The organism is Rhodovulum sp. (assembly GCF_011048875.1).
GTDB classification, from domain to species: domain Bacteria; phylum Pseudomonadota; class Alphaproteobacteria; order Rhodobacterales; family Rhodobacteraceae; genus Rhodovulum; species Rhodovulum tesquicola.
Genome location: NZ_DSDD01000321.1, coordinates 1 through 12079 on the forward strand (window position 1 = coordinate 1; position 12079 = coordinate 12079).

14 protein-coding genes and 1 tRNA gene are annotated in these 12079 nt (G+C 66.3%); 3 read left to right on the plus strand and 12 right to left on the minus strand.

All coding sequences use genetic code 11. The features are described from left to right. Positions 1-118: 118 nt before the first annotated feature. A complete protein-coding gene (locus tag ENN83_RS11255) occupies positions 119-295 on the minus strand; it encodes a hypothetical protein (protein ID WP_253088234.1) in 177 nt (58 codons plus the stop codon). A 33-nt stretch (positions 296-328) separates the two neighbouring features. After that, positions 329-3079: a DNA gyrase subunit A gene (gene gyrA / locus ENN83_RS11260; protein ID WP_287187066.1), complete on the minus strand. Its 2751-nt coding sequence runs from the start codon at positions 3077-3079 to the stop codon at positions 329-331. A 193-nt stretch (positions 3080-3272) separates the two neighbouring features. Here gyrA and ENN83_RS11265 point away from each other — a divergent pair, with 193 nt between their 5' ends. Then, positions 3273-3542, plus strand: coding sequence for an usg protein (locus ENN83_RS11265; protein WP_287187069.1), 270 nt, complete (start codon positions 3273-3275; stop codon positions 3540-3542). Here the strand turns inward: ENN83_RS11265 and ENN83_RS11270 are convergent. Together ENN83_RS11270 and ENN83_RS11275 are read right to left on the minus strand one after the other, a co-directional pair. After that, a complete protein-coding gene (locus ENN83_RS11270; protein WP_287187072.1) occupies positions 3539-4018 on the minus strand; it encodes a disulfide bond formation protein B in 480 nt (159 codons plus the stop codon). The two genes, ENN83_RS11265 and ENN83_RS11270, sit on opposite strands and share 4 nt — an antisense overlap. Positions 4019-4032: 14 nt before the next feature. Continuing rightward, complete coding sequence (locus ENN83_RS11275) at positions 4033-4611, minus strand: YqaA family protein (protein ID WP_287187075.1); 579 nt, start codon at positions 4609-4611, stop codon at positions 4033-4035. Between the two features lie 133 nt (positions 4612-4744). Here ENN83_RS11275 and ENN83_RS11280 point away from each other — a divergent pair. Both ENN83_RS11280 and ENN83_RS11285 read left to right on the plus strand, forming a co-directional pair. Next, positions 4745-4828, plus strand: a tRNA-Leu gene (locus ENN83_RS11280). 568 nt (positions 4829-5396) lie between these two features. Beyond that, positions 5397-5831 (plus strand): hypothetical protein, encoded by a 435-nt coding sequence (locus tag ENN83_RS11285; RefSeq protein WP_287187078.1) that lies wholly within the window; start codon positions 5397-5399, stop codon positions 5829-5831. Between the two features lie 17 nt (positions 5832-5848). Here ENN83_RS11285 and ENN83_RS11290 read toward each other — a convergent pair whose 3' ends face one another. The 8 genes from ENN83_RS11290 to ENN83_RS11325 all read right to left on the minus strand — a co-directional run. Beyond that, a complete protein-coding gene (locus tag ENN83_RS11290) occupies positions 5849-6445 on the minus strand; it encodes a nucleotidyltransferase family protein (RefSeq protein ID WP_287187081.1) in 597 nt (198 codons plus the stop codon). Positions 6446-6461: 16 nt separating this feature from the next. Further along, the gene (locus ENN83_RS11295) at positions 6462-7745 is read right to left on the minus strand and encodes a branched-chain amino acid ABC transporter permease (RefSeq protein ID WP_287187084.1); all 1284 of its coding nucleotides are present in this window, start codon (positions 7743-7745) and stop codon (positions 6462-6464) included. 11 nt (positions 7746-7756) lie between these two features. After that, positions 7757-8767 carry a branched-chain amino acid ABC transporter permease gene (locus ENN83_RS11300; RefSeq protein WP_287187085.1) on the minus strand — a complete coding sequence of 337 codons (1011 nt, stop codon included), beginning with the start codon at positions 8765-8767 and terminating at the stop codon, positions 7757-7759. After that, positions 8767-9177: a hypothetical protein gene (locus ENN83_RS11305; protein WP_287187087.1), complete on the minus strand. Its 411-nt coding sequence runs from the start codon at positions 9175-9177 to the stop codon at positions 8767-8769. Before ENN83_RS11305 ends, ENN83_RS11300 begins: the two co-directional genes overlap by 1 nt. A 110-nt stretch (positions 9178-9287) precedes the next feature. Further along, positions 9288-9710 carry a hypothetical protein gene (locus tag ENN83_RS11310; protein WP_287187090.1) on the minus strand — a complete coding sequence of 141 codons (423 nt, stop codon included), beginning with the start codon at positions 9708-9710 and terminating at the stop codon, positions 9288-9290. 1 nt (position 9711) lies between these two features. Further along, positions 9712-10422 carry an ABC transporter ATP-binding protein gene (locus ENN83_RS11315; protein ID WP_287187092.1) on the minus strand — a complete coding sequence of 237 codons (711 nt, stop codon included), beginning with the start codon at positions 10420-10422 and terminating at the stop codon, positions 9712-9714. Positions 10423-10491: 69 nt separating this feature from the next. After that, entirely contained in the window at positions 10492-11280 is a 789-nt protein-coding gene (locus tag ENN83_RS11320) for an ABC transporter ATP-binding protein (protein WP_287187095.1), read from the minus strand. Positions 11281-11380: 100 nt separating this feature from the next. Next, on the minus strand, positions 11381-12079 hold a 699-nt coding region (locus tag ENN83_RS11325), incomplete at its 5' end, for an ABC transporter substrate-binding protein (protein ID WP_287187098.1).

The following is a 12079-nucleotide window of genomic DNA, read 5'->3' on the forward strand; positions in this document are numbered from 1 at the left end:
ACGCAAATCAGAAGAATACGGTTTCCCCATCCATGCCGACCCCCTTCACGGCAGCCAGTATGAATCAGAAATCACCCCGGATGTGAATCCCAAAGATTCAACTTGGTCGCGGTCGACTCTAGCGCATCTTCCGGGTCTCGTTGATCCAGTCGACCATGGCGGCGTCGATCTGGCGCAGGATCTCGACCGCGGCCTCGGCATCACCATGGTTCACGAGCGCGTCCAGCGCCATGTGCACGCCGCGATGCATCTGCTGCACCCCGTCCAGCGCCTCGCGATTGGCGACCTTGTGCATCGCGCGTTCCCCCCCTGACCAGACGGCGCGCGCCTATTCGGCGTCGCCGGCCCCCTCGTCTTCGGCCTGCTCGGCGATCCAGGCGACCGAGACGACCTCTTCGCCGCGAGCGGTGTTGAACACCCGCACGCCGCCCGCACTGCGCGATCGGAACGAGATATCCTCGACCGGGCAGCGGATCGACTGGCCGGTCGAGGTGACCAGCATGATCTGGTTGTCGATCTCGACCGGGAAACAGGCCACCAGCCTGCCGCCGCGCATCGCCTTGTCGATGGCCTGCACGCCCTGGCCGCCGCGGCCGCGCACCGGATAATCGTGGCTGGACGACAGCTTGCCGGTGCCGCCTGCGGTGATCGTCAGGATCAGATCCTCGGCCGCCGACATCTCGGCATAGCGTTCGGGCGACAGCTGACCGCTCGCCACGGCGTCGTCGTCCTCGTCGGTCTCGTCCTCCTCGGTGACGCCGGCCATAAGGCGACGCTGCTTGAGGAAGGCGGTGCGTTCCTCGGGCGTGGCCTCGAAATGGCGGATCACGGCCATCGACACCACCCGGTCACGCTCGGCAAGACGGATCCCCCGCACGCCGGTCGAATCGCGGCCCTTGAAGACCCGGACATCGGTCGTGGGGAAGCGGATCGCGCGGCCCAGGGCGGTGACCAGCATGACGTCGTCATCCTCGGTCGCGATGCGGGCATTCACCAGCGCGACGCCTTCGGGCAGCTTCATCGCGATCTTGCCGTTGCGCATCACGTTGGTGAAATCGCCCAGCTGGTTGCGCCGGACATCGCCCTGGGTGGTGGCAAAGACGATCTGCAGGTCGTCCCATTCCGCCTCGGGCCGGTCCACCGGCATGATCGCGGCGACCGAAACGCCCTTGGCGATCGGCAGGATGTTGACGATCGCCTTGCCCTTGGACGTGCGTCCGCCCTGGGGCAGGCGCCAGCATTTCAGCTTGTAGACCATCCCGTCGGTGGTGAAGAACAGCAGGGGCGTGTGGGTGTTCGCCACGAAGAGCGTGGTGACCACGTCCTCTTCCTTGGTCTGCATCCCCGACATGCCCTTGCCGCCGCGACGCTGGGCACGGAATTCTGCCAGAGGCGTGCGCTTGATATAGCCGGACTGGGTGACCGTCACGACCATGTCCTCGCGCTCGATCAGGTCCTCGTCCTCCATGTCGCCGGACCAGTCGGCGATCTCGGTGCGGCGGGGGACAGCGAACTCGTCCCGGACCTCTTTCAGCTCACTGGAAATGATCTCCAGGATCCGGTCGCGCGAGCGCAGAATATCGAGGTAATCCTTGATCCTTGCGGCAAGGTCTTCAAGTTCGTCGGTAACCTCCTTGACGCCCAGTTGGGTCAGGCGTTGCAGCCGCAGATCGAGGATCGCGCGGGCCTGGGTCTCGGACAGGTTGTAGGTGCCGTCCTTGTTCATCTTGTGCGTCGGATCGTCGATCAGCCGGATGTAGTCGGCGATATCGGCGGCAGGCCAGCGGCGTTCCATCAGCTTCTGACGCGCCTCGGCGGCATCGCTTGAGGCCCGGATCGTCGCCACCACCTCGTCCACGTTCGACACCGCGACGGCCAGGCCGCACAGGATATGGCTGCGCTCGCGCGCCTTGTTCAGTTCATAGGCCGTGCGCCGCGCCACGACTTCCTCACGGAAGTCGATGAAGGCGCTCAGGAACTGGCGCAGCGTCAGCGTTTCGGGCCGGCCACCGTTCAGCGCCAGCATGTTGCAGCCGAAGGAGGTCTGCATCGGCGTGAAGCGGAACAGCTGGTTCAGCACGACATCGGGCGTGGCGTCGCGTTTCAGTTCGATCACCACGCGCACGCCGACCCGGTCGGATTCGTCCTGCACATGGGCGATGCCCTCGATCCGCTTGTCGCGCGCGGCCTCGGCGATCCGCTCGATCATCGTGGCCTTGTTCACCTGATAGGGGATCTCGTCCACGACGATGGCAAAGCGGTCCTTGCGGATCTCCTCGATCCGGGTCTTCGCCCGGATGATGACCGAGCCGCGCCCCTCAAGATATGCCTTGCGCGCGCCCGAGCGGCCGAGGATCTGCGCGCCCGTCGGGAAATCCGGGGCAGGGACATATTCCATCAATTGCTCGGTCGACAGATCCGGGTTCGCGATCAGCGCCAGCGTGGCATCGACAACCTCGCCCAGATTGTGCGGCGGGATATTGGTGGCCATGCCGACCGCGATGCCGCCCGCGCCGTTGACCAGCATGTTCGGGAAGCGCGCAGGCAGGACAGTGGGTTCCAGACCCTTGCCGTCATAGTTCGGCTGGAAATCGACGGTGTCCTTGTCGATATCGGCCAGCAGCGCCGCGGCGGGCTTGTCCATCCGCACCTCGGTATAGCGCATGGCCGCCGCGTTATCGCCGTCCATCGAGCCGAAATTGCCCTGCCCATCCAGCAGCGGCAGCGACATCGAGAAATCCTGCGCCATCCGCACCAGCGCGTCATAGATCGCGCTGTCGCCATGGGGGTGGTATTTCCCCATCACGTCGCCCACGGGGCGGGCCGACTTGCGATAGGGTTTGTCATGCGTGTTGCCGGTCTCGTGCATCGCGTAGAGGATGCGCCGGTGCACGGGTTTCAGGCCGTCACGCAGATCCGGGATCGCGCGGCTGACGATCACGCTCATCGCGTAGTCGAGATAGGAGGTCTGCATCTCCTGCTCGATGGCAACGATCGGGCCGTCATGCACGGCACGGGGCGCCCTTACGCTTGAGCCGTTTTCATCTTCGTTTTCAGGGGTTTCCGGCGTGTCGCTCACGTCAGTATCCGCCCTTTCGTGGCGATGCTACATCTCGTTGGGTGCACTTTACCAGAACCTTCATGTTGGGTGCAATGCTCGTCCGGTCGCCATGCTGGCAGCCGCAGGACAGGAGTGACAACATACTGTTTTCATTGAAATTAAACCGTGATTCGGCATCATCGAACCGGTAACGCAACAGGAGGTTCGAAACGTGCGCCCGACCGAGACCGAGCTGATGCTGAAGGGCTATGGCCTGACCACGGCCGAATTCTTCTACCGCATGCCCGATTACCGCAATGTGCTGAACACGTTCATCTGGCAGGATTACGACCTCGCCCCCGATCACCCTCGGCTGTTCAGCTTCATCGAGTTCTGGCAGGAAAGCATCGAGGGGCCGCTGCATTCGGTGCGCTTCACCCATCGCAAGATGATCTCGTCCGGCGAATGGCAGAACGTGGTCGGCGAGTTCACGCTGCACTAGATGACCGCGCTTCGCCCGTGAAGGAACACCCACAGCCAGAGCCCCGCGAAGGCCAGCGAGATCATGGCGTTGTAGCTGGCCATCGACAGGCCGAACATCTCCCACTGGACCTGGTCGCAAATCACGACCGGCTGAACCAGCGTCGGGTCGAGCATCTGTTCGGGCGTCAGCGTCTGGAAGCCGGCCGCATCGCCCGTGCACGAGGCGGGGCCGGACCACCATTTCCGCTCGACCCCGGTATGGTAGACCCCAAGCCCGGCCGAAACGACCATCGTCACCGCACCCGCCAACGGCAGGACGCGCCCGCCCACCGCGATCGCCCCCATGCCAAGAAGCGGTGCGATCATGTGCGGCAGGCGCTGCCACAGGCACAGGATGCAGGGCGCCAGGCCGGCGATATACTGGAACCAGTATCCCGCCAGCAGGATGCCGAGCGATCCCGCCGCGGCAAGGAAGATCGCGCGGTTGCGTGTCATCGTCAGCATCCTGGTCATAGATATCTCACCGCGTAGAATCCGCCGAGCAGCAGCAGCACGAACAGGGTAAAGAGCAGGCCCATGTAGCGCTCGATGAAGGCGCGGATCGGAACCCCGAATTTCCACAACAGCGCGGCCAGCACGAAGAAGCGCAGCGCCCGGGCGATCACGCTGGACACAATGAAGACGCCGAGGTTCAGCGACGTCAACCCCGACAGGATCGTGATCACCTTGTAGGGAAAGGGCGTGATCCCCGCGATCAGCACCGCCCAGGCACCGTATTCATTGTAGCGTTCGGAAAACGCGTTGAAATAGGCGTCCTTGCCGTAGAATTCCAGAACCGGGCGGCCCAGCGTCTCGAAGAAACCCCAACCGATCAGATAGCCCACAAGCCCGCCCAGCACCGAGCCCAGCAGCGCGATGCCGGCGATCAGCCAGGCGCGCGAGGAGCGGGCCAGGATCATCGGGATCAGCAGCACGTCGGGCGGGATCGGGAAGACCGAGCTTTCCAAGAAGGCCACCACGAACAGCGCGGTCAGCGCATGCGGGCTGTCGGCCAGGGACATGGTCCAGGCATAGAGGCGGCGAAGCATCGGCGGGCGGTCCTTGGTTCGGTTCCGGCCCAGAAGCCACGGGGGCGATGCCGCGTCAAGACAGGGGCGCGCATGCCCCGAAGCGGGCCGACCCGATTGACCCGCGCGCGGCCGCGCGATAGAGCGGGGCTTGGCCCGAGTGGCGGAATGGTAGACGCAGGGGATTCAAAATCCTCCGCCGCAAGGCGTGCGAGTTCGACTCTCGCCTCGGGCACCACATCGGACGACCAGCGCAGGAATCGATTCGGTCCGAAAGCGCGGCGTCTTGCGGGACCGTTTCCAGGGCGTGCCCAATCCTTGCGCCCCGCGCCGATCGGTTCCGTTTCGGCAGCCGGGCAGGACGGCGGGCAGGGGGACTTGACCCAGAGCCGACCGGGTCTTTGCGCGGCCGGGATCGGATCGGTTCCGGCATCAATATATATCCCGTACGCGGCCAATGCCGGGCACTTGATCCGTATTGTTCCGACAACGTGGACAATCGGCCGCGCCACAAAAACAATCGCGGAAATCCGCCCGCCGACGCCCGCGGCGGTCCGGGGCAGGGCCGACCGTTCCCGCCCGGCTTTCGCCCGGTTTCGGCCCGATTTCCCTTGGGCCGCGAGTTCGGCCGCCATACCCTGACCGGGCCTTGCGGGGGGGGGCATCGGGCCCGGGCCATGGGGTGACCGCATGACAAGGCCGGGGCGCCGTGCCCGGTCCGACCCATGTTGTCGCACCCGCTGGACAGCGGGGGCCGCTTGCAGGCAGTTTGGCAGCAGGGCCAAACGGGCAAGGCAGGGGCTGCGATGACCGACGAGACGGAGATCTGGCACCTGATGCCGGTCGCGATCCTTGCGATCCTGTGGAACCTTGCGGGCTGCGCGGATTACGTTCTGACGCAATATGGCGTCGCGCCCTATCTGCAGATCCTGACGCAGACCAATGCCGAGTATTTCACCTCGCTTCCCTCGGCGCTGGACGGGGCCTGGGCGATCGCGGTCTGGGGCGGGCTGTTGGGGTCGGTGATGCTGTTCCTGCGGCTGGGCGCGGCGCCCTGGGTGCTGGGCGTGGCGGCGCTGGCCATGCTGGGTTTGGCGGGCTGGCTGATCCTGCTCGCCGTGCCGCCGCTTGCCGAGGTGTCGGGCCTGTTCGGGGTTGCCATGATCGCGGGCGCGGCCGGGATGGCGACTTTCTTCTACCTCTATGCCCGGCAGATGCGGGTTGCCGGGGCGCTGGGGTAGGGGCGCCTTTCTGCGCGTCAGAGGCCGGTCCGGGCACGCCAGGCGGCCCAGTCCTCGGGCGTGTCGAGGTCGAGGATCGCGCGGTCTCCCTCCAGCGTGCAGGTCCGCACGCTCTCGCCCGCAATTACCGCGCATCCCCCCGCATCGCCCTGCACCGCGCCAAGCGCGGGAAGCAGCCGGGCGGGAAAGATCACCGGATGGCCTGCCGTCCCGTCCGGGGCAGAGGCGCGCAGCACGCGCTCGGGGGCCTGATCGAAGGCCGCGAGCAGGTGCAGCAGATCCCCGGCGGTGATCCCGGGCATGTCGGGCAGCAGCACCATCAGCCCCCGCGCGCCTGCTTGATCGGCTGCCGCAGCCCCCGCGCGAAGCGAGCCCGCCATGCCCTCGTCGGCGTCGATCCCGGCAATGCGCACCGCCAGCCCCGCCAAGGCCGATGCCCGCCCCGCGCCCGCACCCTGCGGCAATGTCACCATCACCGGCGCCCCGGTGGCCAGAGCCGCGATGACCTGACGGCGCAGGACCGGCACGCCATCGACCGGTTCCAGCAGCTTGTCGCGCCCCCGCATCCGGGACGAGGCGCCCGCGGCCGGCAGCAGGATCAGCACCTCTGCCAATCCCGCCCCCGCCCTGTCAGCGTTCGGGGATCAGCCCGCGCGGGCTGAAGCGCAGCACCAGAAGCAGGATCACCCCCATGGTCAGCAGCCGCATATGCGCCACGCTGTCCAGAAGATGCGCGCGCAGCGCCGAGTCGGCGGCCATGCCGCTGGTCAGCAGCTCCATCAGGAAGGCGCCGAAGGGTTCGACCTGCACCCAGAGGAACCAGATCAGGAACCCGCCAAGCACCGCGCCGAAATTGTTGCCCGAACCGCCAACGATCACCATCACCCAGACAAGGAAGGTGAAGCGCAGCGGCTGGTAGCTGGCGGGCGTCAACTGGCTGTCCAGCGTGATCATCATGGCGCCGGCCAGCCCGCAGACCGCCGATCCGAGGATGAAGATCTGCAGATGGCGTGCCTTGACATCCTTGCCCATCGCCTCGGCCGCCACCTCGTTGTCGCGGATCGCGCGCATCATCCGTCCCCAGGGCGACCTGAGCGCCATCTGGCTGAGCCAGATCAGCGCGATCAGCACGATTGCGAACAGGCCGGCATAAAGCAGCTTGACGTAAAGCGTCGAGGCCGTGACCGGATCGAGCCCGAAGCCCGCGGCACGTTCTACAAAAACCGGATCTGCCTGCAGATACACCTCGTAGGGGACGGGGCGGGGGATGCCGATAACGTTCTTGACGCCGCGGGTCAGCCATTCCTCGTTCTTCAGGACCGCGATCACGATCTCGGCGATGCCCAGCGTCGCGATCGCCAGATAGTCCGAGCGCAGCCCCAGCGCGGTCTTGCCGATCACCCAGGCCGCGCCCGCGGCCAGCAGCGCGCCCACCGGCCAGCCGAACAGCACGGGCAGCCCCAGCCCGCCCAGATAGCCCGTCGCCGCCGGGTTCACCGCCTCGATCGCCGCCACGGCGGGGTCGAAGACAGCGCGGAACACGAAGAAGCCCGCGACCAGCCAGACCACCATCGCAAGCCCGCGCAGCGCGCCCCGCGCCATCCGCCGCCAGAGCTGGATCGCGCCCACGATCACGCCGACCCCGATGCCCAGCGCGAACAGGACCCGCAGCCCGCCCGCGGACCAGGCCTCTCCCACGGGCGGCATCGCGACCAGCACCGCACCCAGCCCGCCCAGCGCCACGAAACCCATGACGCCCACGTTGAACAGCCCCGCATAGCCCCATTGCATGTTCACCCCAAGCGCCATGATGGCCGAGATCAGCCCCATGTTCAGGATGTTCAGCGCCGCGTTCCAGCTTTGCAGGTAGCCGGTGCCCAGGATCAGCAGGGCGACCAGCGCGAAAAGGGCCATGTCTCTGGGCTTCATACCGATTTCCCCCGGAAAATCCCCGTCGGACGGAACAACAGAACGATCACCAGGATCACGAAGCTGACCGCGAACTTGTATTCGGTCGACAGCAGTTGCACGAGGCCCTCGGGCGCCATGCCGTCAGGCAGCAGGTAGGTCAGCACCTTCTTCCAGGCATAGGTGATCGTCACCTCGGAATAGGCGATCAGGAAGCCGCCCGCGATGGCGCCCAGCGGATTGCCCAGGCCCCCGACGATGGCCGCCGCGAAGATCGGCAGCAGGAGCTGGAAATAGGTGAAGGCCTTGAACGACTTGTCCAGCCCGTAAAGAACGCCCGCCGTGGTCGCAAGGGCTGCCACGATGATCCAGGTGATCGCCACCACGCGTTCGGGATTGATGCCCGACAGCAACGCCAGATCCTCGTTGTCGGAAAAGGCGCGCATCGACTTGCCGGTGCGGGTGCGGTTGAGAAACCAGAACAGCAGGGCGACCACGACCACCGCGGTCACGATGGTGATGGCCTGCGAGGTGCGGATCGCCAGCCCCTCGGCCAGCCCGGTCATCTCGCGGAAGGTGCGCGCGTCGATCAGGAACCGCACTCCGTCGTCAAAGCGATGATCGTCCGGGCCGATGATGAAGCGGACCAGCCCGTTGAGGATGAACATCACCCCCATCGAGACGATCACCAGGATCACCGGCTTGGCCTTCTGGTCGCGGTAGAAGCGATAGACCGCCCGGTCCGTGCCCAGCAGCAGCAGCGCGGTGACCGCGATCCCGACCGGAAGCGCCAGCAATGCGGTCGGCAGCGGCCCAAGGGAAATCCCGGCCGCCTGCAGCGCCCAGGTCACCAGGATCGTGGCCATCGTGCCGAACGCCATCGTGTCGCCATGCGCGAAATTGGAAAAGCGCAATATGCCGTAGATCAGCGTCACCCCCAAAGCCCCCAGCGCCAGTTGCGCGCCATAGGCGGTTGCGGGGATCAGGACGAAATTGGCCAGCACCACGACGGCGTTCAGGACATCCATTACTCGCAGGTTCCGTGATAGGTGACGACGGTGGGCCCTTCGGCCATGTGCAGGGAGTAGCGTGCGGCGCCGTCGGTGACGACGAGACAGGACCGGGACGATTCGTTGCCGCCCAGAAGGAACAGCGTGCCGCCGCCCAGGGTGCCGAAGGCGTCGACATCGCCCGAGACCGAGGACAGCACCACCCGGGCCAGCATGGTCCCCGCGCCCATCCCGCCGGTGCGGCCAGTCACGTCGAGGTCGAAATCGGCGGTCGCGCAGGGCTCGGTCTCGCGGCATTCCCGGTCGAAGGCACAGGCCAGCGCGAAATCGTTGTCGGTCACCTCGGCATCCTGCGCGGCGAGGGGCAGGGGCGTGCCCAGCATCAGGGCGATGATCGCGACCGGGGCGGCGAGATGGCGGTTCGGCATGGCTGTTCTCCTGGGCGGGCCGACGGGGTCGGCCGACGGTGCTTGGCGCGGATCCACCGATATCCGAACCGGATTTTCCGGCCGGGCGATTCCGAATGCCGTGCGGCGCATCACCGCCGTGCCTCGCAGCGGCCATGGATCGTGATCGCGACCGCGCTGGACGGGGACCCGGCGCCATCCAGCGGCAACAGGCTGTGCCGGGTCAGAACGAAGCCGAGATCGTCGAACACCGTCATCGCGCCCGCGCCTTGGCCGGGTTCGAGCGCGCCGCCCGCGGCCTGCACCAGCACGCCCGGCGCATCGTCAAGGCGGCGGAACTCGAAGAACCGCTCGCCTTCGGCCGTGGTCAGGATCAGCTTGTCGCCCGTCTTGCGCGGCACTTCCATGGCATAGCTCAGATCGACCTTGTCGCAGACGCTGTCCACCCGCGTCACGCAGACCATCTCCGCCACGCAATCCAGAAGCCGCGGCGCAGCCTCGGCCGGAGCCGCAGCAAAGGCCGCCGGGACCATTACAGAAAAGAGCTTTCTCATCTCAACCCCCCAGGAAGGTGCGGCGCACGTCGGGATCGGCCAGAAGCGCCTTGCCGGTATCGGTATAGGCATTGCGCCCCTGCACCAGCACATAGCCCTTGTCGGCGATCTCCAGCGCCTGGCGGGCGTTCTGCTCGACCATCAGGATGGAAATGCCGGTGCGCGCGACCTCGATGATCCGGTCGAACAGCTCGTCCATGACGATGGGGGAAACCCCCGCCGTGGGCTCGTCCAGCATCAGGACCGAGGGTTTCGTCATCAGCGCGCGCCCCACGGCGACCTGCTGGCGCTGGCCGCCCGACAACTCGCCCGCCGCCTGCCGACGCTTTTCCTTGAGGATCGGGAAGAGGTGATAGACCTCCTCGATCGTGCCCGAGATGTCGTCGCGGCGCAGGAAGGCGCCCATTTCAAGGTTTTCCTCGACGCTCATCGAGGTGAAGATGTTGCTGGTCTGCGGCACGAAGGCCATTCCCTTGGCCACGCGGGCCTGCGGCGTCAGGGCGGTGATGTCCTCGCCGTTAAGACGCACCGCGCCCGAATGGACGTTCAGCATCCCGAACACCGCCTTCATCGCGGTGGACTTGCCCGCGCCATTGGGGCCGACGATCACCGCGATCTCGCCCTTCTCGACCGCCACCGTGCAGCCATGCAGGATGTCCGCGCCGCCATAGCCGCCGGTCATCCGGTCGCCGATCAGGAAAGGTTCACCCATCCGCGCGCGCCCCGTCCTTCTTCTTGGCAAAAATACCCAATTCCGCCCTTTCCGCCTGCGCGTCCCCGCTCAGGCCGCACCTTCCGCCTTCAGCTTGTTCTTCAGCCCGGTGCCCAGATAGGCCTCGATCACCGCTTCGTTCTGCATGATCTCGTCCGCCTTGCCCTGGGCCAGCACCTTGCCCTCGGCCATCACGATCACCGGATCGCACAGCCGGCCGATGAAATCCATGTCATGCTCGATCACGCAGAAGGTATAGCCGCGTTCGCGGTTGAGCCGCACGATGGCATCGCCGATCGTGTTCAGAAGCGTCCGGTTCACGCCCGCGCCCACCTCGTCGAGGAAGACGACCCTGGCATCGACCATCATCGTGCGGCCAAGTTCCAGCAGCTTCTTCTGCCCGCCCGACAGGTTGCCCGCCCGTTCATCGGCCAGGTGGTCGATGGTCAGGAACTCCAGCACTTCGTCGGCCTTCGCGGCCAGCGCCTTTTCCTCTTCGGCCACGCGCCCACGCCCGAACCAGGCGTTCCACAGCGTCTCGCCCGACTGGCCCGCGGGCACCATCATCAGGTTGTCGCGCACCGTCATGGAACTGAATTCATGCGCGATCTGGAAGGTGCGCAGCAGCCCCTTGTGGAACAGGTCATGCGGTGGCAGGCCCGTGATGTCCTCGCCCGCCATAGTGACCTTGCCCGAGGTCGGCGGCAGCACGCCCGCGATCACGTTGAACAGCGTCGACTTGCCCGCGCCGTTCGGCCCGATCAGCCCCGTGATCGAGCCCTTGGCGATCTCGATCGAGGCGCCGTCCACCGCGTGGAAGCCGCCGAAATGCTTGTGCAGGTTCTCTACCCGGATCACGTTCCCATCCCCCGCGTTCTGGCGCGCGTGCGTAACGCAAGGCGGCGGCCCGGAAAAGCCCCGGGCCGCCTGTCCTTTTGGCCAGTCGCCGTGCCGCGCCTCAGCGGTAGCGGTCGGTGACGAAGGCACCGTCGGTGATGGTGTATTCGCGGAAATTGCCCGCGCTTTCGCCCGATCCGATCAGTTCGACCGCGGTCGCGCCGACATAGTCGATCTCCTGGCCCGCCGCGAGAAGCTCCAGCGCCTTGGCCAGGTCGCCGGGATAGATCTTCTCGCCCGGCTCGTTGGCGATATCCATGATCCGGTCCTTGAAATCGGCCGAGGCGGTCGAGCCCGCCGCATGCATCGCCAGCAGGATCAGCGCCGCCGCGTCATAACTTTCGGCCACATAGGACGACGTGCCGTCGAAGCCCGCAGCCGCCGCCATTTCCTGGATCGTCGCCGCGCCGGGGCTGTCGGTGCCGGGCACGGTGCCGAACGAGCCGTTCAGCCCGTCGCCGATCGCCGCGATCAGCGACTCGCCATACATCCCGTCAGGCAGGAAGAAGGTGTCGAAGGCCCCCGTGTCGATCGAGGCCTGGATCACGCCGCGACCGCCCTGATCGACATAGCCCGCGACCACCAGCATGTCGCCGCCCGCAGAGGCCAGCGCCGCGACCTCGGCCGAGTAGTCGGACTTGCCGTCCTCATGCGCGGCGACGATGGTCACGGTGCCGCCGGCGGCCTCGAAGGCGGCCTTGATCGAATCCGCCAGACCCTTGCCGTAATCGTTGTTGGTATAGGAGATCGCGACCGATCC